Below are 23,484 nucleotides of genomic sequence, written 5' to 3' on the forward strand. Positions count from 1 at the left end.
GCTTAGATAAAGACTCGCGTGCCCGAGAAGCTCTGGCGAAACAGCTTAGGCGTGTAGTTTTTACGCTTCTTGAAGATGCGGTTGAAGTTGGAAATGTTGTTGAAACCGCACTTATATGCCACCTCCGCGATGCTGTGCGTCGTGTCGATGAGCATGCGCGAGGCGTGCCCTAGGCGGATTTCGTTGAGGCTGTCGATGAAGGTGTTGCCAGTGCGCTTCTTGATGAAGCGGCTGAACGAGGCCTCGGGCATATTGGCGAGCTTGGCTACCTCGGCCAGGGTGATTTGCCGGCTGTAATGGGCGTTGAGGTACTCAAAGACCTTTTCCACGCGGCGGCTATTGTAGTTGAGCTGCTCGTTGGTAAACGATGCGTCGGAGAGCATGCGCATATTGCGCGAGGCCGACAAGTCGTGCAGGATGGAGAACAGCTCCAGCACCGAGTCGAAGCCCAGCTTCTGCTCTAGGGCCAGTATTCGGCCGCGCAGCCGCTCGGCCGTTTCGGCCGAAAAGAGGATGCCGCGCTGCGCATTCTCAAACATCTTCTGGATGAAGTGGAGCTGGTTGCGGCGCAGAAAACGCTCGTCGAGCAGGTCGCGGTGAAACTGGATGGTTAGTTCCCGGATTTCGCCGCTGCGGCACTCGTGCGTAAACCAGGCATGGGGCAGGTTGGGGCCCACCAGCACCAGCTCCACGTTGCCGATGGTCTCGATGTGGTCGCCCACCACGCGCTGCGCACCGGCTGCCCCGAGTATCAGGTTTAGCTCGTACTCTTCGTGGTGGTGAATGGGGAAGTTGAACTCCTGCTTTACGCGTGAGAAGAGCATAAAGCAGTCGTTTTGGGTGAGCGGGGTAATCTCCCGCATCAGTTGGTGCGACATGAGTGGGTGGGAAAGAGAGGGTAGGGCAACAACCGGCTGGTAAAATAATACCGACTATCGCCTAGGTGCTGTTACCCCAAATAAAGCACTGAAACCCTATTAAAAGCCTTCAAAAACGGCTTGCTAGGTATCTGCGGCAAATCAGTACTAGCTAAGGTTAAAATATCATTACTTCTGCCTGCATAGCGCGTCTACTTTTGACCCCACAATTCAGCGGAAAAACACCACGGTTTTTACCGTCTGCTTTTTTGAACCCGACCTAGGCGCTCGCCGCGGGTGCTCGCCCTTTTTCTCGCTTCCCACCCTTCTATTATGCGCTTGCGGCTACCCGATATTCTGCTCATTGTTGCTTACCTGCTCGCCACGGTCGGCATTGGGCTCTACTACCGCAAGAAGGCCAGCCAGGACAAGGACAGCTACCTGCTGGGCGGCAAAACGCTGCCTTGGTACAAGCTCGGCCTCAGCGATGCGTCCGACATGTTCGACATCAGCGGCACGATGTGGATGGTCAGCCTCTGCTTCGTGTATGGTATGAAAAGCATTTGGATTCCGTGGCTGTGGCCGGTCTTCAACCAGGTGTTTTTGATGATGTACCTCTCGCGCTGGCTGCGCCGCTCGGGCGCCAGCACCGGCGCCGAGTGGCTGGCTACTCGCTTCGGCCAGAAGGGGCCCGGCGTGTGGGCCTCGCACCAGGTGGTTATCGCGTTTGCGCTGCTCAGCTGCCTCGGGTTTTTGGCCTATGGCTTCGTGGGGCTAGGTAAGTTCATGGAGATTTTTATTCCGTGGAGCGTGGTGAAGGACTACGTGCCCTTCGCGGTGGCGCCGCAATACGTGCCGCACTTGTATGGCATTGTGTTCACGCTCTTTGCCATGTTTTACTCCATTGTGGGCGGCATGCACAGCATTGTGCTGGGCGATATTATCAAGTACGCCATCATGACGGTGGCTTGCGTGGCTATCGCGGGCATTGCTTATGTCAAGCTGCAAGGCCACGAGTTGGCGGTGCCCGACGGCTGGTTCAACCCCTTCTTCGGCTGGCGCCTAGGTCTCGATTGGAGCCGGCTTATTCCGGAAGTCAACAGCAAAATTTCGAGCGATGGCTACTCGCTGTTCGGCATTTTCTTTATGATGATGGCTTTCAAGGGCGCGTTTGCCTCGCTGGCGGGCCCGGCGCCCAACTACGACATGCAAAAAATCCTGAGCACCCGCTCGCCCGAGGAGGCCAGCAAAATGAGCGGATTCGTGTCGATTATGCTGTTGCCCATTCGCTACGCGCTCATCATTGGGCTCACCATCCTAGGGCTGCTCTACTACCACCAAATGAACTTGAAGGCGCCCGATGGCACCATCGACTTCGAGCGCATTCTGCCCCTTACTATCAATAATTTCCTACCAGTGGGGCTAGTCGGCCTGGTGCTCACGGGCCTGCTCGGCGCCTTCATGGGCACCTTCAGTGGCACCGTGAATGCGGCGCAGGCTTACATCGTCAACGACATCTACCTCAAGTACTTCAATCCGCAGGCTAGTACGCGCCGCATCATCTCGATGAACTACGTGGTGGGCGTGCTGGTGGTGGCGGTGGGCGTAGCGCTGGGCTTCATTGCCAAGGATGTGAATACCGTGCTCCAGTTCATCGTGTCGGCGCTCTACGGTGGCTATATCGCGGCCAATGTGCTGAAGTGGCACTGGTGGCGCTTCAACGCCACGGGTTTTTTTGTGGGCATGAGCGCCGGTATTTTGGCGGCGCTGGTGTTTGGGGCGCTCATCCCATCGGGCAACCTGCTGTATTGGTTTCCGCTGCTGTTTGCCATTTCCCTAGGGGGCTCGGTAGCGGGCACCTACTTGGCGCCACCCACCGAAGCGGCGGTGCTGCACCACTTCTACACCACCGTGCGGCCCTGGGGCTTTTGGGGCCCGGTGAAGGCGCAGGTGCTAGCCGCCGACCCCACCTTTCAGCCCAACCGCAACTTTCGGCTCAATATGTTCAACGTGGTGCTGGGCATCATCGCGCAGCTCTGCCTCACCATTCTGCCCATGTATCTGCTGCTGTCGCAAACGCTGCCGCTGCTCGTCACCATTGGCATTCTGGTAGTAACCGGGTCGATTCTGAAAAAGACTTGGTGGGACCGGCTTTCTGAGTATTAGTAGCATAGGGGGCACCTAGGGTAAGCTCAGGCGCAGGACCCCACCCCCGGCCCCTCCCCTCCGGGAGAGGGGAGGGGCCGGGGGTGGGGTCTCACATCCGCCGAGAATTACAATAAAAATATCATTATCAATTGGTTGATTAAAAAGGCATTTCCAATGAAGCATCTTTTTCAGCAGCGCCTGCACGACTTGCAGCACCAGCACGCCGCCCTGGTGGCCCGCCCCAACCCCGCGCAGCCGCTTGGCAACGGCATCATCGAGCGCTATCAGCACCCGGTGCTCACAGCCCAGCACGTGCCTCTGGCCTGGCGCTACGACTTGAACCCCAGCACCAACCCGTACCTGATGGAGCGCCTAGGGGTCAATGCGGCTTTCAACGCGGGTGCCATTCGGCTTGAGGGGCGTTACCTGCTGGTGGCGCGCGTAGAGGGGCTGGACCGCAAGTCATTTTTTGCGGTGGCCGAAAGCCCCAATGGGGTCGATAACTTCCGTTTTTGGGAGCGGCCCATTACGATGCCTGAGCTGGGCGAGCCTGACACGAACGTGTACGACATGCGCCTGACCCAGCACGAGGATGGCTGGATTTATGGCCTGTTTTGCACCGAGCGCAAGGACCCCGCCGCCCGGCCCGGCGACGAGTCGGCCGCCGTGGCGCAGTGCGGCATTGCCCGCACCCACGACCTCATAACCTGGGAGCGCCTGCCCGACCTGCAAACCGCCTCGGCCCAGCAGCGCAACGTGGTGTTGCACCCAGAGTTTGTGCAAGGCAAATACGCCCTCTACACCCGCCCCCAAGACAGCTTTATTGAGGCTGGCGCGGGCGGTGGCATCGGCTTCGGTCTAGCCGACTCGATGGAGCACGCGGTGGTGACGCACGAGCAAATAGTGGATGCCAAGCACTACCACACCGTGTACGAGGCCAAGAATGGCCAGGGTCCCGCACCCCTCAAAACCCCGTTCGGTTGGCTGCACCTCGCCCACGGCGTGCGCCACACGGCGGCTGGTTTGCGCTATGTACTCTACTTGTTTCTGACCGACTTACATAACCCAGCCCAGGTTACGCATAAGCCCGGCGGCTACTTCCTGGCGCCGGAAGGCCCCGAGCGCATCGGCGACGTCTCGAACGTCTTGTTCAGCAATGGCTGGGTGCTCGACGACGACGGCCGCGTGTGCATCTACTATGCCTCGTCGGATACGCGCATGCACGTGGCTACTTCCACCGTCGAGCAGCTGCTCGATTATGTGCAGCACACCCCCGCCGACGAGTTTACCTCGGCCGCCTCGGTGCGCAGCATCAACGAGCTGATTGACCGCAACCAGGCTCACGAGGCGGCGCAGCAGCCAGTTCCCAAGTTTGCCAGCAACGGCGTCGGCGTATGAGTGCCCTCGCCCTCAACCAGCCTACTGCCCTAGGTGCCCCCGCACTGCTCGCCACCTACCAAGCCGAGATGGCCGCCGAGCTCACGCGCATCACCGATTTCTGGCTGCGCCACGCCGTAGACGAGGTGCACGGTGGCTTTATCGGCCAGATGGATGAGAGCGGCCAAGTGGTAGCCAATGCTGCTAAAGGCGCCATCCTCAACGCCCGCATCTTGTGGACGTTTGCGGCCGCCTACCGGTATACCCAGCAGCCCGAGCACCTAGCGGCAGCTACCCGCGCCTTCGACTATTTTCTTAGCCATTTTGTTGATAGCGAGCACGGTGGTGTGTATTGGCTGCTCGATGCGCAAGGGCACGTAGTAAATACGCGCAAGCAGATGTACGCGCTGGCTTTTGCTATCTACGGGCTCAGCGAGTACCACCTAGCCACTGGCGATGCGCGGGCGCTGACGGCTGGCCAAGTGCTGTTTGAGTGGATAGAGGCGCGTAGCTACGACCCCGCGCATGGAGGCTACCTAGAGGCCGTGGGCCGCACCGGCGAGCCGCTGGCCGACCCACGCTTGAGCGAGAAGGACCGCCCCGCGCCTAAGACTATGAATACCCACCTACACGTGCTAGAGGCCTACGCCAACCTCTATCGCTGCTGGCCCGACGCCCGCCTAGCCGAGCGCCTAGGTGGCTTGCTGCGCACGTTTCTGGCGCGCATCATTGACGCACGCACCGGCCACTTGCAGCTGTTTTTCGACCTAGAATGGCAGCCGGTGGCCGACCTCGTCTCCTACGGCCACGACATTGAGACGGCCTGGCTGCTGCGCGAAGCCGCCGAAGTGCTGGGCGATGCGGCTCTGCTAACCCAGGTAAATGCCGCCGCTGCCCGGCTAGTGCAGTCCACGGCCGCCGCCCAACTCCCCGATGGTAGCCTGCCTCATGAACTCGACCGCGCCACCGGCCACCTCGACCAGCACCGCGAGTGGTGGGTGAGTGCCGAGGCCATGGTGGGCTTCCTCGACGGCTACGCCCAAACCCACGACGAGGCCCTGTTGCGCCGCTCGTACCAAGCCTGGCAGTTTGCGCAGCGGTACCTACTCGACACCGACCTAGGAGAGTGGCGCTGGGGCGTAGAGGCCGATTATCAGCCCATGCGCGGGCAAGACAAAATTGGATTTTGGAAATGCCCGTACCACAATGCCCGCGCCTGCCTGGAAGTGTTGCACCGCTGCCGAGCGCTAACCCGGCCCGCGTGAGCTTCTGCGATAGGTAGGTCGGCCAACTACTCAAGTCAGTGCAGGAAAGTACTTGTCAAAGGCTGCGTGCTAACACGCGCTGTACCGGCTTATTCTAGTTTTAAACGATAAGAAATTGCTTGTCTAGGTCAACTCTTTGTTAAAAAAGTATCATTTCCCGGTAAGTCGTTAGATTAACTTTGCATTAAGTAAATCGCTGAATCAATGACGATTGCTACGCGATTGCTTGCTTCATTTTTGCGCTGGATGGCTAGCTTCTAGGCCACCAGCTTGGCAAAAGACTTACGAGCTGACTTGCGCCTGAATTGCATTATGCAAAGCGCGCGGCTCGTTGCTGCCACGTTTCTATTTCCCACCCTTCTTTCCGTGTTACTCTGATGAGACAACGGTACTTCATTTTCCTGCTCTGCCTGTTGCTGGCCCCAGCGCTGGCCTGGGCCCAAGCCGCCGCCACCGTGCGGGGCGTGGTGAAAGACGCCGTGACTGGCGAACCCCTCCCCAGCGTGACGGTGCTCGTGAAGGGCACCACCCAGGGTACGGCCTCCAATGCCGATGGCTCGTACTCCGTTGGTATCCCCGCCGGGGGCGCCACGCTGGTGTTTTCCTACGTGGGCTACCTGGCCCAGGAGCTGCCCGTGACTGAGGGCGGCACCAAGGACATCAACCTAAAAGCCGATACCAAGCAGCTCGACGACGTGGTAGTCGTGGGCTACGGCACCGTGGCCAAGAGCGACCTCACCGGCTCGGTGGGCGTGCTGAAAGGCAGTGAGTTAAATAAAACGCCCGCTTCGTCGGTTGACCAATTGCTGCAAGGTAAGGTAGCGGGTGTACAGGTGATTGTGCCCTCGGGCGAGCCGGGCGCGGGCGCCACGGTGCGCATCCGGGGCTCTAGCTCGCTCAACGGCTCGAACAGTCCGCTGCTGGTGGTAGACGGTTTTCCGTGGGGCGACGCGGGCAACCTCAAGCAGATTAACCCCGACGACATCGCTAGCATTGAGGTGCTAAAGGATGCCTCGTCGGCGGCCATCTACGGCTCGCGGGGTGCCAACGGCGTGATTCTAGTGACCACCAAGCGCGGCAAGGTTGGCAAAACCAGCCTCACGCTGAGTACCCTCAATACGCTCTCGACCCTGCCCAGCAAGCTCGATGTGTGGGGCAACCCCATCGACGAGGCTACCATCAGCAACGAGGCGCGCAGCAATGCAGGGCTTGCGCCGCTCTACATCGGCCAAGACTACCTAGGGACCTACTACCCCTCGCTGGCCGAGCTGCGCGGCACCGACCCCAACAAGCCGCAGTGGCCCTACAGCACCTACTGGCCCGATTTGGTGTACCGCAACCCCTTCTCGCAGAGCTATACTCTCACGGCCAACGGCGGCACCGAGCGCACCAAGTTTTCGGTGTCAGGCAACTACTACCGCGAGGAAGGCTTGGCCATCAAGAACGCCTACGACCGCTACAACGGCCGCCTGAACCTAGAGCAAAAGCTGTTTGACAACGTGACGGCGGGCGTCAACCTTATCCTGACGCATACCCAGCGCACGGGGGGCGGCCTAGGAGCCGGGCGCTCGTCCATCTTCCCGGTCTACAATACCGATGGCTCGTACTTCCGCATCGGGCCGCTCGACTACGGCAACCCCATCGGCATTGCCGAAAACGTGACCAACAAGAGCCGCGGCTTTGACGTGCTGGGCACGCTGTTCGTGAGCTGGGACCTGACCAAGTGGCTGAATTTCCGCACCCAGATTAGCGACCGCTACGGCAACTCGGTAGACGACAACTACCAGCCGCGTAACATCACCTACACCGGCTACCAGTTCAACGGTTTCGGTACGATAAACAACTTTAACAACAACGAAATTCTCAATGAGAACTACTTCACGCTCAACAAGCAAGTAGGTATTCACGGCTTCAACGCCGTGGCGGGCTTCACCACGCAGTCGTTCAATGTGCGCACCTCGGCGCTCGAAGGCCGCGGCTTTATCAGCGACGTGCTGGGCAACGAAAACCTGAACTCGGCCACCACCCAGGTCATCAACAACGGCGGCAATAAGTCGCTGCTCAACTCCTTCCTAGGTCGCCTCAACTACTCGCTGCGCGACCGCTACCTGTTCACCTTCACCGGCCGCGCCGACGGCTCGTCTAAGTTCGGCGCCAACAACAAGTGGGCCTTCTTCCCCTCGGCCGCGCTGGCCTGGAAAATGCAGGAAGAAGAATTTATCAAAGCCATTCCGAGCATTTCGGAAGCCAAGCTGCGCGTAAGCTACGGCCTCACCGGCAACCAGGGCATCAGCCCCTACCAGACGCTCGACCGCTTGGGTTTGGCCCGCTACTACACCGGCGGCGCCTTCCAGACGGGCTACGGCCCCGGCGTGTTTGCCTACGATGGTTACAACAAAATTTGGGAGGGCGTGCCCAACCCCGACTTGAAGTGGGAAACGACCTCGCAAATCGACGCCGGCCTCGACCTAGGCTTTGCCAACCAGCGCTTTACGGTGAGCCTCGACTACTACTACAAGCGCACCCGCGACCTGCTGCGCCAGAGCTACATCACGCCTTCGTCGGGCTACGACCGGGTGTGGGTGAACGACGGCGTGATTGAAAACCAGGGCGTAGAACTGGGCTTGAACGCTGAAATCCTGAACGGGCCGGTGCAGTGGAGCGTGGGCGGCAACTTCACCCTGAACCGCAACAAGCTGGTGAGCCTAGGGGCCGACAACTTCGTGTGGAACGGCGCCACCATCGAGATGCTGCGCTCGCCCCTCAATGCCTACATCGTGGGCCAGCCCGTCAACGTGTTCTACGGCTACCGCACCAACGGTGTGATTCAGAACACCAATGAGGGCAGCGCCTCGGGCCTGACCGGCGACATGGCTAAGCCCGGCGAGCTGCGCTACGTGGACCTGAACGGCGACGGCAAAATCACGGAAGCCGACCGCACCATCATCGGCAACCCCAACCCCAAGTTTCTCTACAGCTTCAATACCAGCCTGCGGTTCAAGGGCTTCGACCTAGGGGCCCAGCTCTACGGGGTGTACGGCAACGACGTGTTTGACTTCAACAAGTTCTCGCCCAGCCGCCAGCTCCAGCGCTGGACGCCCGACAACCCCACCAACGCCTTCCCGAGCGTGAACTCTAACCGCGCCTACTACGGCTCCGATTGGTTCGTGACCAGCGGCTCGTTCCTGCGGGTGCAAAACGTGACTATCGGCTACAACTTCAAGTCGAACATTATCAAGGGGGTGCAGACGCTGCGAGTGTACTTCTCGGGCAATAACCTCTACACCTTCACGGGCTTCCACACCGGCTACGACCCCGAGGTGCAAGCCAACGGCCAGGCCGGTGGCGCCTATCCCCGCCCGCGGGCCCTGTCGCTGGGCGTCAACATCGGTATCTAATCCAACGGCTTTTCCCACCCTCGCGCTATGCAATTTCTCAAAACCCTAGGTCTGGCCGTGGCCCTCACCGGGCTCGCCACCGCCTGCTCGCTCAAGGAGGAGCCCTACGGCTTCATCTCGCAAACCAACTTCTACAAAACCGAGTCGGACGCCAACGCGGCGCTGGTGTATGCCTACGCCATCTTGCCCGAAATCGAGTACTACTCGCGCGGCTTCATCACCATCACCGAGCTGCCCACCGAGGATATCACCCTCAAGCCCGACGCCGGCGCCAGCAACTTCGAGTTTGACCGCCTGGCCGTGCGGGCCGACAACGTAGACCTGACCACCACTTGGCGCTACGCCTACATCGGCATCAATCGCGCTAATGCCGTGATTGGCAACGTACCGAGCATCACGGCCATGGCCCAGGCCAACCGCGACCAGCTGGTGGGCGAGGCGTATTTCTTGCGGGCGCTGCACTACTTCAATGTGGTGCGCCTGTTTGGGGCCGCGCCGCTGCACACCACGCCCGTCACCTCGCTCAGCCAGACCAATGCGGCCAAGGGCACCATGCAGGAGATTTACGCGCTCATCACCGATGACCTGAAGAAGGCCATCGCCATGACCGACGTGACCCGCCGCGATGGCCGCGCCAACAAAGTGGCCGCCTGGGGTCTGCTCGCCAAAGTAGATGCCACCCTGGCCTCGGGCAAGAACACCGGCGTGCCGGGCTACGAGTTTGTGACCGACGCCGCTGCTCTCTACGCCGAGGCCAAAACCATGGCCACCAACGTGACGACCAACACCAGCTACGGCCTCGACTCGGACTTGAAAGCCGTGTTTGACGTGACCAAAAAGAGCGGGCCCGAGCACATTTTTGACGTAGCCACCGACCGCAGCGGCCTCACCGAGGGCAACTTCTCGAAGCTGCCGCTGATGTTCATTCCCTACATCGACGGGGCGGTATTCACCCTCAATGATGGCACGGCGCTGAAGTCAGGCTACAACCACTTCATCACCGAGCCAGCGCTTTACAACAGCTTTGACCCGGCCGACAAGCGCAAGACCGACCTGATACCCAACCAGGTAACGGTAAACAACAAAACGACCACCCTAGGTATCAACGACTACAGCCGGCCCTTCACCCGCAAGTTTATCGACCCCGGCCAGGTGGGCGAGCAAACCAGCGCCAACACCCCCGTGCTGCGCTACGCCGACGTGCTGCTGCTGCTGGCCGAGGCCAGCGGCCCCACCACCGAGGGCTACGCGGCCATCAACCGGGTGCGGGCCCGGGCGGGCTTAGGTGCCCTCACGCCGGGGCTCAGCGCCGCGGCCTTCTTCGACGCCGTGATACAGGAGCGCGCCTGGGAGCTGTGCTTCGAGGGCAACCGCCTCTTCGACCTGCGCCGCAGCCACAAAATGGAATCGGTACTGGTGCAGAAGTACGGCAAGACCATCACTGGCGACGCCTACTACTTCCCCATCCCGAGCCGCGAAGTTGACCTGAATTCTCTCCTCTAACTGCATCCCTAGGTATATGAATCAGAACTTTAAACTCCTAAGCCTGGGGGCGCTAGCGAGCCTGGGCCTGCTGGGTAGCTGCAAGCAAGACCCGTTTGACGGCATCCAGAGCCACGAGCGCGCTATCACGTCCTTCACCCTTGATAAGGGTCAGATTGGGGTGGCTGAAATTGCGCGAACTACCGCCGACACCAGCAAGGTGACGGTGTATGTGGTGAAAGGCACCGACCTCTCGAAGGTGACGCCGACCATCGAAACCTCGTACAAGGCCACCGTGTCGCCGGGCTCGGGTAGCATCACCAATTTCGCAGCCGGCCGCAACCGGGCGGTGTATATGGTCACCTCCGAATCGGGCGAAACGCGGCCTTGGGTGGTGCAGGTCAAGGACTACCAGTCGGACCTAGACGGCACCTGGAAGGTGAGCAGCCTGATGTTCCAGTATTTCATCGGCGAGGGCCAGAGCTGGGGCTGGAACGGCACCAAAAGCGCCGCCAGTAATATGCCCGACGCTGCCAAAGAGTTAGATAACACCCTCACCTTCGCCGTGACGGGCGTCACCGCCACCGGCAACCTGACGGGTACTTTCACCAACAACGCGGGCACCGATGCCGCATTTGGCGACTTTAAGCAGGCCAGTGGCAGCGACTTCAACTACAAGTTTCGCCGGCTACCTAAAAGCTCCGGTACGTTCCTGCGCGACTTCACCGATAATACGCTGACCTTCAACCCTGGCACCGGCCAGAGCAAGACCATTCCGCTGGAGTTCAATGCTGATAAGTCGCAGCTCAAGCTCTCGTTCAACGTGCAGCCCTACGACATCGACTGGAACGGCAGCGGCGCTAAGCAGGAGCTGGGCGGCGCTAAGTTCTTCTGGTATACGTTGCAGAAGTAGCCTATGTGGCCGTAGCGCGGACTTCTGGGCCGCGCTACTTTTCACCCGTCTGAAAACGTTTGTCACTGCGAGCGCAGCGAAGCAATCGCACTTGTTCGGCCGCGCCATTCGGATGCAATTGCTTCGCTACGCTCGCAATGACAAACGTCTTTAATTGCTTGAGATAGCCCCTTAGGTCGCCCTTTTTCTCCTTTTATGTTTCGACCTCTTCACCTCGCTTTGCTGAGCGCCGCGCTGCTAACGGCACCTAGGGCCTTCGCCCAATCGACCAAGGTACTGCCTTATCTCCAGCGCATTTCGGGCACCAAAACCTTGGCGGGCCAGCACAACAAGGAGCCCAACGCCGAGCCCACGAAGTGGACCGACTATATCTATCGCACCACTGGCAAGTACCCCGCACTGTGGAGCGGCGATTTCTTGTTTCAGCAAGAAAACATCGACAACCGCTGGAAGATGGTGAAGGAAGCCGAGCGCCAGTACCGGCAGGGGGCGGCCGTGAATATCATGTGGCACGCCTGCCCGCCCGCCTCGGGCGAGCCCTGCGGCTGGGACCCCGGCCTGCTCAACCAACTGCTCACCGATGCGCAGTGGCAAGAGCTTATCACCGATGGCACCCCATTGAACAAGACCTGGAAGTCGCGCATGGATGATATCGCCGTGTACTTGCAGTACCTGAAGGACAAGAAAGTAGAGGTGCTGTTCAGGCCCCTGCACGAGATGAACCAGGGCAAGTTTTGGTGGGGCGGGCGCCCGGGCCCGCAGGGCACGGCGCGCCTCTACCAAATCACCCACGACTATCTCGCCAAGACCAAAGGTCTCACTAACCTTATCTGGGTCTGGGACATGCAGGACATGAGCCGTGACTTTGCCCAGTATAACCCCGGCGAGAAGTACTGGGATGTGTTCGCCTTTGACGTCTACGACAAAGGCTACGACCAGTCGTGGTACGACTACATCCGGCCCATTGTGGGCCAGAAGCCGATGGCCATTGGCGAGTGCGCCGTGCTGCCCACACCAGAAATACTGGCCCAGCAGCCGCGCTGGGTATTTTTCATGGATTGGGCCGAGCTGGTGCAGGAGAAAAACTCGGTCGAAACCATCCGCCGCATTTATAACGACCCTAGGGTGCTGACGCGCGACGAGCTGCCGAAGTGGTAGCTGGTTAGGCATAGGACCCCACCCCCGGCCCCTCTCCCGGAGGGGAGGGGCCGGGGGTGGGGTCCTGCGAGCGATGAGCCCTTAACTCAACTACTATAACCATGAAAAAATGGGCCACCCTGCTCGGGCTGCTGCTAGCGGCCGGGGCGAGCTATGCGCAGCAACCATTCGGCGCTATCAGCCTCGCCACGCCAACCCCGCGCGAATACGTTAAAACCGAATGGGACATTGCCCTCAGCGAGCAGTATAAGCAGCCCTACAACCAGCAGGAGGTGACCTTGGATTTGGTATTGACCGCTCCCAACGGCCAGCCGGTGGTGGTGCCCGGCTACTTCGACCACAACGAAGGCACCGGCTCGCGGTGGAAAGTACGCTTTGCGCCCCGCCAAACGGGCGCCTACACCGGCCGCTTCCGCCTCACGCGCAAGGCCGGCACCCAGGAGTCGGCTCCTACGCGCTTCGTGGTGGCGGCCAGCCAGCGGCCAGGGTTTCTGCACAAAAACGACCTGTACACTTTCCGCTTTGATAACGGGCAGCTGTTTCGGGGCGTGGGGGAGAACGTGGGCTGGGAAGCACGTTCGTTTGAAAACCAAAAGTTTACCTATGAGTACCTGCTGCCGACGCTGGCGAAGAATGGCGCCAACTTCTTCCGCACCTGGATGTGCTACTGGAACCTACCGCTGGAGTGGCAAAAGGTGAGTTCGACCAAGCGCTACGTCAACTCCACCGACTACTTCCACCCCGGCGCCATCCGGCGCATGGACGAGCTGGTGCACCTCACTGACTCCCTAGGGTTGTATTTCATGCTCACCCTCGACTGGCACGGCCACCTCATGGAGCAGGGCGGCTGGCGCAATAGCTCCTACAACCAAGCCAACGGCGGCCCGGCGCGCACGCCCACCGAGTTTTTCACGTTGCCCGCCGCCCAGCAGAAATACAAGAACAAGCTGCGCTACGTGGTGGCGCGCTGGGGCTACAGCACCAACATTGCCGCCTGGGAGTTCTTCAATGAGGTTGATAATGCGGTATTTACGCAGCAGGACAGCCTACTGATTCCGCACGCCGCCGTCACGCTCTGGCATGCCGAAATGAGCCGTTACCTCAAGGACATCGACCCGTACCAACACTTGGTCACGACCAGTATTTCGCACCGCGATATCCTAGGGATGAATTCGATACCCTACCTCGACTTCAACCAGAAGCACATCTACAAGCACACCGAGAAGATTCCGGCCATCTACCCCGACTACATCCAGAACTTCGGCAAACCCTACGTGGTAGGCGAGTTCGGCTTTCGGTGGGAAGACGCCGACCCCACCTACGCCACCGATTTCAATTACGACTACCGGCGCGGACTCTGGTACGGCCTCTTCAGCGCCACGCCCGTGCTGCCCATGACATGGTGGTGGGAACTCTTCGACGACCAAAAGATGACGCCCTACTTCCGGGCCGTCCGTACCATCAGCGACCAAATGCTGGCCGCTAGCCGGGGGCAGTTCCAGCCCTTCGCGGTGCAGGCCGGCGTGGTGCAAAGCTTCGGCATGCGCTGCGGTAATAAATACTTCATTTACCTGCTCAACGACAGCCCCACGGCCACCCGCGCGCCCATCTCGTTTGGCGTTGCCACCGCCCAAAAGCTGCGGGTCCAGACGTTCGCGCCCGGCCGCCAGCAATTTGTGAAACTCGGCGACTTTACTGCCCAAAATCAGCGCCTCACGCTACCCGCCCAGCCTCTAGCACCTAGGCAGGAAGTAGTGCTGGTGCTGGATGCCCTGCCCAAAAGATGATGCCTAGGGCTTCTCTTTGAGCACGTAATTAGCTATTTAATCCATTTTACAAGAGGGCGAGACAAGTTGCGGTGGCCGCTGCAACTTGTCTCGCCCTCTTGCATCAACCGCCTGCGCCCCTTCAATAATACTAAGTGAGTAAGCACGAGCATGCCATAAGAAGCGGAAGCAATAAAGAACTCGTTACCGAATAGTTACCGCGCATTTTTTATCATTTTTTATTGCTTTATTTACATTCTCATCTTCACCTTCTTAAAACAACTGCCATGCTCCGCTTTGTACCCCTAGTCGCACTGCTTCTGTTTGCATTGGTTAGCCATGCTCAGCCTGGGTCAGGCGGCCCTACCCCCACCGGGGCGCCTATCGATGGCGGCCTATCGGTGCTGCTGGCTGGCGGTGCGATGTATGCGGTGCGCCGGTTGCGTCGCCGCGCCTAGCTTTCTCATTTTCGCCGAGTAACTAGCTGCCGCACTGGTGGCTAGCTACTCGGCTATTTGCTTGTTCAACTGGCTGTGACCCCGGGTGCCGCGGTCCTTTCTGCACATGTCACCGACTCTGCCGCCTTCCTCGTCCCGCACCTCTTCGCCACTGCTTCGCTTTGCGATGCTGGCTAGTGGGCTCTATTTGCTCTGGTTCTTGGGCTACGAGCACTACTTGGCGGCCGACGGCCGCCTCGATGCGGCGCTCACTCACAACCTAGCTACCGTGAGCGTGGCTGGACTGCGGCTGCTGGGCTATGCAGCCACGTTGTCGGGCGGGGTGCAGCCGCTTATCAGTTTGGCTGGGCAACCGGTAGTGTTTATCTGGCATCCATGCAATGGGCTGGTGCTCTACGCCTTATTTAGCGGGTTTATCGTGGCATTTCCGGGGCCGGCCAGGCGCAAGCTATGGTTCGTACCGCTAGGTTTGCTACTGATTTACAGCTTGAATGTGCTGCGTATTATCGCGCTGAGCCTCAACAAGTACTACCACTATCAATCGGCCGATTTCAACCATCACTACACATTCACGGCGGTAGTCTACGCCGGCATTTTTGCCCTTTGGATGTGGTGGGCCACGCGCGGCGCTACCAGTAGCCGCCTGCCAGCAAGTACGTATGCAGCAGCTTAGCCCGCCCCCAGCCCCTGGGTCCGGGCTCGCCCACGCCCTAGGGGGGCTGTCGGCGGCGCGGCTGGCGGTGAGCGCTGTTTTGCTGGCCTTGCTGCTGAGCAGCCGCCTGTATGAGGAAGCGCTTTACACGTGGCTGGATGCTGGCTGGCGGTGGGTCAACCAAATGTTGCCCGCCACTACGTACCTAGATAAAGTGGCCGGCAGCAGCATGCGCGCGCTCATGGAGCAGCCCCATAGCGTGGTTTCCGCACTGCTGTTTGCCGCTGGCTACGTAGCCCTAAGCCTAGCTTTGCTGGTAGCGCTGCTGCCAGCGGGCGAGGGATGGCGGTGGGGGTTTCGGCTGTACGGGGGTATCGGAGTGGCAAGCGTGGCTTTGCTGCTATTGGGCCACGTGGGCGGGTTACCGCTGCTCACGGCCCTGGCTAGTCGGTTGTTGCATGGGCTTTTGTCGCCGCTGCCTGTGATGGTGCTGGTGCCGCTACTGCGCTGGCCCGGCCTGCGGGGAGCCTAGGTCGGTGTCAGCAAGAAGCCCAACGAGTATGCGAAATATCCGAGGAAGCGCTCAACTGTGGGCGGTGTTGCTGAGCCTGCTGGCGCTGGCCGCCCGGGCGCAAGCGCCGCTGCTGCGCCTCGATTTGCAAGACGCTAGCAGCCGGGTTCCGGCCCAGGCCTACATTTATGCGCAGGAAGGAGCAACGACAGGCTTTGACGACGAATACGATGCAACGCCACCTAGCGGCAACGGCCTAAACCTAAACAGCCTTACCCAAAATGGGCGACGCTTAACAGTTAATGGGTTGCCCTATGCCGCGCTCACGGCTTCGCAGGTAGTCAACTTGTTTGTTGGCGTGCCGCAGTACGGGCCTTACACGCTGCTGGTGGGCCGGCTGGAAAATTTCAGTTTTGCCAAAATATATCTAGTTGATGCCGAGCAGCAAACGCGCCAGCTACTGGCTGCTGGCACCACCTATTCCTTATCGCTGACCGCCGCCAATACAGGCGGGACGTATTCCACAAGCACTCGGTTTTCGTTGGTTTTTGAATCGGCAGCGCCCCTGCCCGTGACACTAACAGACTTTACCGCCCAGCTAGAGGGCGGCGATGGCTTACTGCGATGGACGACAGCCTCGGAGCAACAGAGCGCTTACTTTCAAGTAGAAAGTAGCCCAGATGGCCGCACTTTCACCGCGCTAGGCCGGGCGGCAAGCGCCGGCACCAGCTCTGAGCGGCACACCTACCAGTTTCGTGATGCTAACCTAGCCCGCTATGCCGCCGCACAGGTCTACTACCGCCTGCGGCAGGTCGATGCCGATGGTGTTAGCGTGCTTTCAGCCGTGCGGGTGCTCATGGTGCCCGCCGTAGACTTGGTCGTCACCGCTTTGCCAACGGCTGGGCCTGCTGGCCAGGCACTAAGCTTGGTGGTGCGCGCGGCTACTGCTGGCCCAGCCCAGCTTCGCATCACCGACGTGCTAGGGCACAGCCTAGGGCAGCGGGCACTCGCCTTGCCCGCCGGCACCAGCACTATCGGGCTGCCCGAGTCTGCGCAGTGGGCGCCTGGCTTATACTTTGTGCAAGTGCAGCAAGGAGCGCAGCGGCAGATAGCCAGGGTAGTGCGGCTATGAGTGGCCGGTGCTAATTAGTAGTAAGTTGTTATAAAGCTACAGCAGCTTGCGTAGCGTCCAGAGGCTCCAGAAGATGACCATGGCGCCCACGCCGATAAACATCCAGCGGGTGGGTAGGCGGCCGGCGAGGCGGGCAGCTAGCGGTGCAGCGGCTACGCCGCCCACAATGAGACCTAGCACGATTTGCCAGTGCTTGAAGCCTAAGACAGAGAAGAAGGTGATGGCACTGGCAAAGGTCACGAAAAACTCGACCAAGCTCACGGTGCCGATAACATAATTGGGCGTGCGGCCATTGGCGATGAGCGTGCTCGTGACCAGCGGCCCCCAGCCACCCCCACCAAACGAGTCGAGGAAGCCCCCCGCGCTGGCCAGCCAGCCAGCATTCTTAACCTTCTTGCGCTCTTGCGTCTGCTTCTTAATGGCTTTGCTGATGATGCGCACGCCCAGAATGAGCAGGTACAGCGCCAACACCGGTTTGAGGTAAGCTACGTGCTGCTCACCTAGGCGGGCCAGTAGCAGCGCCCCGGCCACGGAGCCGGCCACGCCAGGAAGCACCAAGACCTTGAATAACTTCTTGTTGACATTGCCGAAACGGTAGTGATTATAGCCCGAGGCGCCACTGGCAAACATCTCGGCCGTGTGAATGCTGGCGCTCACCGATGCTGGGTTTAGCCCCAGCGTCATCAGGCTGATGGCCGACACGATGCCGTAGCCCATGCCCAGCATGCCGTCTATCATCTGAGCGATAAAGCCCACTGCCACAAACGTATAGAAAGTGCCCGAGCTGCGCGCCACTTCCCAGGCTTGCTGCCAGGTGAAGTAATACGACAGGATATTGAGCACCAGAAATCCCGCAAAGGCTAATAGCGCCCACGTGGCCACGCGCCGCCAGTAGGTAGTGGCTTCGGCCTCCTCGGCGGGACCTAGGGCAGCCACGGCGTGCAGGCGGCGGGCGGCTGCGCCAGCTCTCACGCGGCCGTGTAGCTCGGCATCGGGGGTAGCTACCAGTACCAAGTCGTGCCCGGCTAGGTCGGTGGGCTCAAAGGTGCGGCGCAGCACCTGTACCTGGGGGTGGCGCTGGGTAAGGGCTTGCAGGTCGGGTAGTAGTTTGGGGGCCACCACCGTCACACAGGCTGTGGGGTGGTCGCTGAGTACGGTGCTGAGCTGGGCGAGCGCCTCGGCGCCACCACCGACCAGTAGCACGCGCCGCTGGTCGAGGTCAAGAAATATCGGCACGGCCGCGCCTGCGGGGGCAGCAGCTTCAGCAATAGCTGGGGCGGGCGTAAGCAGGTCGGTTGGCATAAGTAGCTCTTAATTTGATAAGTAAGATGCAGAAATTTAAATAGTATGTCATGCTGAGCGCAGCATAGCGGAGTTGAAGTATCTCTACCACTTTGCTGCGCTTAGCATGACAGATTACTTAGTTAAGCATGGAAATCCAGGCCGACCACGGTGGCCTTCACCACGCCGGTGCGCACTACGAAGTCGCCGAACGATTCGCCCGTTTCACGGTCAGTGGCATAGGCGGCGATGAGCGGCGTGAGCTCGCGCAGGATACCGTCTTCGTCGAGCATTTCGCGGTAGAGCTTGTTGAGGCGGTCGCCGTGGTGGCTGGCCCCTAGGTAGAGATTATAGCGGCCCAGCGAGCGGCCTATCAGGGCAATTTCGCCGAGGTAGGGACGGGCGCAGCCGTTGGGGCAGCCCGTCATGCGAATCAAAATGCTGTCCTCGGCCAAGCCGTGGGCGCGGATAACCGTGTCGAGCTTGTCGAGCAGCGTGGGCAGATAGCGCTCCGCCTCGGCGAAGGCCAGCGAGCAAGTATTGAGGGCTACGCAAGCCAGCGCGTCGCGCCGAATGGCCGTGAGCTGCTCGGCTTTGGGGGCGGCGCCGTGCTTTTCGAGCACTTCCTGCACGCGCAAGCGGTGCGCCGGCTCGATATTGCCAATGATAAGATTCTGATTGCCGGTCAGGCGGAAATCGCCGGTGTGGAAGCTCGCGATTTCGGCCAGCGCCGATTTCAGGCCGTAGCCCGGCCGGTCGAGTACGCGCCCGCCTTCCACAAACAAAGTCAGGTGCGACAGCCCATCGGGCGCGCCCGACCACCCAAAGGAATCGCTAGAACTGGTGAAGCGGTAGGGGCGCGCCGGGGCCAGGGCGTAGCCTAGGCGCTGGTGCATCTCGGCCACCACGGCGGGCAGGCCCACACGGTCGATGGTGTACTTAAAGCGCGAGAACTTGCGGTTTTCGCGGTTGCCCCAGTCGCGCTGAATGGTCACGAGCTTTTCGCAGACCTCCACCACATCGTCTGCCGCCACAAAGCCGATGAGGTCGGCCAGGCGCGGGTAGGTTTCGGGCATGCCAAACGTCATACCGAGGCCGCCGCCGATGGCCACGTTGTAGCCCACGAGCTGGCCGTCTTCTTCAATGGCAATGAGGCCGATGTCGTTGGCATAGATGTCAGTATCGTTGTGAGGCGGCACGGCCAGCGCGATTTTAAACTTGCGCGGCAGGTATGTTTTGCCATACACCGGCTCGTCGTCCACGGCCTCGGTAGTTTCCTGCAGGTTGCCATCGAGCCAGATTTCGCGGTAGGCCGACGTGCGCGGCGTGAGGTGCGCGCTGATGGCCACGGCCGTGTCGTACACCTGCTGGTGCACCGCCGACTCGTGCGGATTGGTGTTGCACATCACGTTGCGGTTCACGTCGCCGCAGCCCGCAATGCTGTCCATCGTCACCTCATTAAAGCCTTGAATAGCAGCCGGCAAGTTGCGCTTCAAGATGCCGTGCAGCTGGAAGGTTTGGCGCGTGGTCAGCTTCAGGGTGCCGTTGCCGTAGCTATCGCTCAGCTCATTCATACGCGCCCACTGCCGGGCCGAGGCCACGCCGCCGGGCACCCGCACCCGAATCATAAACGAGTACAGCGGCTCTAGCTTCTGGCGCTTGCGCTCGCTTTCGAGGTCGCGGTCCGTCTGCTGGTATGAGCCGTGAAACTTGATGAGGTGCGTGTCGTCGGGGTTGAGCGCGCCCGTGATGCCGTTGCGCAGGCTGTCGGCGAGCGTGCCGCGCAGGTAGCGGCTGGCTATCTTGACGTGCTCTACTTCGGAGTGGTTGGATGGAATAGAAGACATAGTAACGATGGACCCCACTCCCGGCCCCTCCCCTCCGGGAGAGGGGCAGCCTGACGCGAATAAGGTTTTTTGAGATTTATGATTTGAAAATAAACTGCTTATAAATATTCTAATCGAAGAAGTTCGGCTCTCCCTCTCCCGAAGGATATCGCGTAAGAAGCGAGGTGGGGTTACAGGCTAGTGCAGCACGGTATTGTCAAACGTCAGGGTCACGTAATACAATCCCCCCAAGGTCGGCCCAGCCGCATATTGCACGTAGCGCCGGTTGAAAATATCTGTCGCGCCGAGCTTAATAGTCGTTTTCAAGGTCGGCACACGCAGGTTTACTTGAGCATCTAAAGTATTGAAAGCCGGCACAATGCCATTAGCTAGTGGGCTTTCCCAGAGGAAGCTGGTTTGCCAGTGGTACACCACGTTGAAGCCTAGGTTACGCACAATTTCACGATTGCCAAAAGAGGCGCTGCCCGCCCACTTGGGCGTGTTAAAACCGGTCACGAACACGTCCGGTTCGGTGTTCTTGGAAAGAGCGTTGTAATTGACGTTGCCGCCAACGGTGTATTTCTGGAAGAAGTTGTAGGTCAGGCCTAGGGTCGAGCCGTAGCTGTTGTAGTTCTGGCGCGAGTTGGTATACACGCGATAGCGGTCCTGGCGGGCCGAGCGATAGTCAAGCAAGGCCGCCACTGCGGCAGCATCGGTGCCCACGGCCACTTGGTTGTTGCTGCCATCCTTAGGTACGCTCACTTCGACCTGACCTAAGAAGCCAGAATAGATATTGTAGTAAGCATCGGCATCAATAGATAACCGGTTGTCAAACAATACGCTGCGATAGCCAACTTCAAAGGCATTGATTTGCTCGGGTTGCTCTACTGCTAAGTTGGCCACTTGTAGGATGCCGCGAATTTCGGGGCGCACGGCCGCCGCGCTCGCGGCCTGGATGGTAGTGAGGCCCGGTGTCGGGTTGGCCGCCACGTAAGCGTTTACGGCCGTGTTGAAGCGGTCGATGCTAGTGCGGGTGTACGAGTTTTGGAGGTAGTTCAGGCCTTCGTTCACACGGGCCAGACCGCCCACGCGGCGCACGTTGCCATTATTCACGAACGACAGCGCCTCAAACAGCGATGGGAAACGCCAGCCATTCTGGTACGAGGCGCGGAAATTGTGCTTCTCGGCCACCGTGTACACGGCGGCTAGGCGCGGGTTGACCTTGGCCGTAAACTCGGGGTTGTAATCCACGCGCACCGAGGCGGTCAGCTTTAGCTTGTCTTCTAGCAGTAGCTTGGTGCCCTGCGCGAAAGCCCCAAACTTCTTGTAGTACACATAATTGCCGCCGGGCTGATTGCGCTCGGCCAGCGGCAGGCTAAAGTCTACGAAGTTGTTGCCATCCGGAATAATCTGGTAGATGCGCGCATCGGCACCCACCAGCACGTTCAAGAACTTGATGCGGTCGCCTAGGTTCCACACGGCGTCGGTGTGGTAGGTGCGGCTGTGCTGCGAAAGGGCCGCCCCGCCCGGTATAGGCGCACCCGTGATGGTGCGCCCGCTATCCCAGTTGTTGGTGCTGATAATTTTGGCCTTCAAGTCATTAAAAGCCTGCGTGCCTGGCACAGCACGGCCAGCGTCGGCTGCCTCGCGGGCAGCTGCCATCGCCGGGGCGAGTGCCGTACCGGCATTCAGTTGGCTTTGCAGCGCGGCCCCAAACTTGTTGCCCCACACGGTATTGGTACCGTTTTCGAGGTCTAGGTTTAGCGCCAGCGGGTTAAGGTTGTACGAGTTGCCCGTATTCTCCAGCAGGGTGTAGGCCCGCACCGTGAAGTCCTTGCCGCGCAGCTCCAGCTTGTGGTTTTGTACCGTCACGCCATCGAGCTGAATCTTATTGCCGCGCTGGAACACCCCATCCATCAACCCAAAGCGATAGCCGTAGCTCAGCTCTAGGTCGTCGGTGAGCTTGTAGTGCAGGCTAGCGTCGGCCTTGATGTTGCGCACGATAGGATTCACCAAATCGCGCTCGTAGTAGCCCGTGCGCGTGACCACAAAGCGCTGGCTTCTACCCTGGTATTGTGCCGTCACGTTTAGGGCCGAGTTGCCATCGTCGCCGTAGCGGTTCCAGAGGTCGGCGGCGGGATTGAACGCGCCCGATAGCTCAGGGAAGGCGGGGTTAGCCGCCGTGTTCTGGTCGGTTTGGGTGTTGGCCAGCCAGTCGGTGCCGCGCAGGTAGTCGAGGTTCACCTTGTAGGCCCAGCGCTTATCGGTACCTAGGGTCTGCGCCCAGCGAATAGCAGTTTCAGTGAGCACGCTCGGGTCGCGGTCGCGGCCGTCTACGTGGTTCACGCCCACTTTCTGGTACACGCTGAGACCCTGGTAAGTAAAGGGACTCTTGGTAGTGAGGTTGGCCATGCCGTTGATGGCGTTCATGCCATACAAGGCCGAGGCCGCACCGGGCGTGATTTCCACGCTCGCAATGTCGAGCTCGGTCGGCCCAATGGCATTGCCCAGCGGCACCCCTAGGGTGGCCGCCTGCATGTCCACGCCATCCACGAGCTGCATAAAGCGGAAGTTGTTAGGGATATTAAAACCCCTAGTATTCGGTACTTTAAAGGTGAGGCTGCTGGTGAGCATCTGTACGCCCTTTACACTTTCGAGCGCGTCGTAAAAGCTCGGCGCGGGTGTCTCCTTGATGGCCCGAATGTCGAGTTTCTCAATCGCCACCGGCGATTTCAGCCGGCTTTCCTCCACCCGCGAGGCCGATACCACGACCTCATTCGTGAGCACACCTTTCGACTCCAGCGCCACCGAAATTGGCTGCTGCGCGCTGGCAATTTCTATTTCCTGCGTGTCGTGCCCGATAGCGTTGAACACCAGCACAAATGGGTAGCGCAGCTTGGCCTTGAAAGCAAACTTGCCATCGACATCGCTTTGGGTGCCCACACTGCCGCCCTTCACGCTAACACTCACGCCCGGTAGCCCTTCCTGGCTGCCTTTTTCGCGCACTACGCCGCTAATGGCAATCAATTCGGTTTGGGCAAACACCGGCGTAGCGCTGGCGGCGGCCACCACCACGGGCAGCCAAAAAGTAGAATAACTTAGTTTCATACGGAAGTAACTTGCACTAATTGAGTTGAGTAGCCCCACCTAAACGTGAGGCAGGCAGCGGCCTTCAACAACAACAGCTCCCGGTAAGGCAGCAAGTGGCAAGTAGATTCAGTAGGAAAACGGGTTGCATGAGATGGGGTGCGGGGTCGGTT

16 protein-coding genes are annotated in these 23,484 nt (G+C 59.9%); 12 read left to right on the top strand and 4 right to left on the bottom strand.

Annotation, left to right across the window (positions count from 1 at the left end; all coding sequences use genetic code 11):
• Positions 1–2: 2 nt before the first annotated feature.
• Positions 3–878, bottom strand: coding sequence for a helix-turn-helix domain-containing protein (locus FNT36_RS11840; protein WP_144847823.1), 876 nt, complete (start codon positions 876–878; stop codon positions 3–5).
• A gap of 312 nt (positions 879–1,190) precedes the next feature.
• Between FNT36_RS11840 and FNT36_RS11845 the strand changes: the two genes are divergently transcribed.
• The 12 genes from FNT36_RS11845 to FNT36_RS11895 all read left to right on the top strand — a co-directional run bounded on the left by FNT36_RS11845 (position 1,191) and on the right by FNT36_RS11895 (position 17,117).
• Entirely contained in the window at positions 1,191–3,023 is a 1,833-nt protein-coding gene (locus FNT36_RS11845; RefSeq protein WP_144847825.1) for a sodium:solute symporter family protein, read from the top strand.
• Positions 3,024–3,179: 156 nt separating this feature from the next.
• The gene (locus tag FNT36_RS11850; RefSeq protein WP_144847827.1) at positions 3,180–4,403 is read left to right on the top strand and encodes a glycoside hydrolase family 130 protein; all 1,224 of its coding nucleotides are present in this window, start codon (positions 3,180–3,182) and stop codon (positions 4,401–4,403) included.
• Positions 4,400–5,647, top strand: a complete 1,248-nt coding sequence (locus tag FNT36_RS11855; RefSeq protein WP_144847829.1) for an AGE family epimerase/isomerase — start codon at positions 4,400–4,402, stop codon at positions 5,645–5,647. The genes FNT36_RS11850 and FNT36_RS11855 overlap by 4 nt, the downstream gene beginning before the upstream one ends.
• 377 nt (positions 5,648–6,024) lie before the next feature.
• Entirely contained in the window at positions 6,025–9,045 is a 3,021-nt protein-coding gene (locus FNT36_RS11860) for a SusC/RagA family TonB-linked outer membrane protein (protein ID WP_144847831.1), read from the top strand.
• Positions 9,046–9,072: 27 nt separating this feature from the next.
• Positions 9,073–10,548, top strand: coding sequence for a RagB/SusD family nutrient uptake outer membrane protein (locus FNT36_RS11865; RefSeq protein ID WP_144847833.1), 1,476 nt, complete (start codon positions 9,073–9,075; stop codon positions 10,546–10,548).
• A 16-nt stretch (positions 10,549–10,564) separates the two neighbouring features.
• A complete protein-coding gene (locus FNT36_RS11870; RefSeq protein WP_144847835.1) occupies positions 10,565–11,440 on the top strand; it encodes a DUF5018 domain-containing protein in 876 nt (291 codons plus the stop codon).
• Between the two features lie 195 nt (positions 11,441–11,635).
• Positions 11,636–12,598, top strand: coding sequence for a glycoside hydrolase family 26 protein (locus FNT36_RS11875; protein WP_144847837.1), 963 nt, complete (start codon positions 11,636–11,638; stop codon positions 12,596–12,598).
• A gap of 101 nt (positions 12,599–12,699) precedes the next feature.
• On the top strand, positions 12,700–14,385 hold the full coding sequence (locus FNT36_RS11880; protein WP_144847839.1) for a DUF5060 domain-containing protein: 1,686 nt from the start codon (positions 12,700–12,702) through the stop codon (positions 14,383–14,385).
• 266 nt (positions 14,386–14,651) lie between these two features.
• Positions 14,652–14,822, top strand: coding sequence for a PID-CTERM protein-sorting domain-containing protein (locus tag FNT36_RS25455; RefSeq protein WP_233635863.1), 171 nt, complete (start codon positions 14,652–14,654; stop codon positions 14,820–14,822).
• Positions 14,823–14,928: 106 nt separating this feature from the next.
• Positions 14,929–15,495, top strand: coding sequence for an exosortase X (gene xrtX / locus FNT36_RS11885; RefSeq protein WP_144847841.1), 567 nt, complete (start codon positions 14,929–14,931; stop codon positions 15,493–15,495).
• Positions 15,482–16,006, top strand: coding sequence for an XrtX-associated membrane protein (locus FNT36_RS11890; protein ID WP_144847842.1), 525 nt, complete (start codon positions 15,482–15,484; stop codon positions 16,004–16,006). The genes xrtX and FNT36_RS11890 overlap by 14 nt, the downstream gene beginning before the upstream one ends.
• A gap of 28 nt (positions 16,007–16,034) precedes the next feature.
• The gene (locus tag FNT36_RS11895) at positions 16,035–17,117 is read left to right on the top strand and encodes a T9SS type A sorting domain-containing protein (protein WP_144847844.1); all 1,083 of its coding nucleotides are present in this window, start codon (positions 16,035–16,037) and stop codon (positions 17,115–17,117) included.
• 36 nt (positions 17,118–17,153) lie between these two features.
• Here the strand turns inward: FNT36_RS11895 and FNT36_RS11900 are convergent, their stop codons facing one another.
• From FNT36_RS11900 to FNT36_RS11910, 3 genes are all read right to left on the bottom strand, one after another.
• Positions 17,154–18,419: a TSUP family transporter gene (locus tag FNT36_RS11900; RefSeq protein WP_144847846.1), complete on the bottom strand. Its 1,266-nt coding sequence runs from the start codon at positions 18,417–18,419 to the stop codon at positions 17,154–17,156.
• Positions 18,420–18,541: 122 nt separating this feature from the next.
• Positions 18,542–20,245 carry an NADPH-dependent assimilatory sulfite reductase hemoprotein subunit gene (locus tag FNT36_RS11905; protein ID WP_144847848.1) on the bottom strand — a complete coding sequence of 568 codons (1,704 nt, stop codon included), beginning with the start codon at positions 20,243–20,245 and terminating at the stop codon, positions 18,542–18,544.
• A 177-nt stretch (positions 20,246–20,422) separates the two neighbouring features.
• Positions 20,423–23,332, bottom strand: coding sequence for a TonB-dependent receptor (locus FNT36_RS11910; RefSeq protein WP_144847850.1), 2,910 nt, complete (start codon positions 23,330–23,332; stop codon positions 20,423–20,425).
• Positions 23,333–23,484: the final 152 nt, after the last annotated feature.

The sequence above is a fragment of the Hymenobacter setariae genome (genome assembly GCF_007713685.1).
GTDB classification, from domain to species: Bacteria; Bacteroidota; Bacteroidia; order Cytophagales; family Hymenobacteraceae; genus Hymenobacter; species Hymenobacter setariae.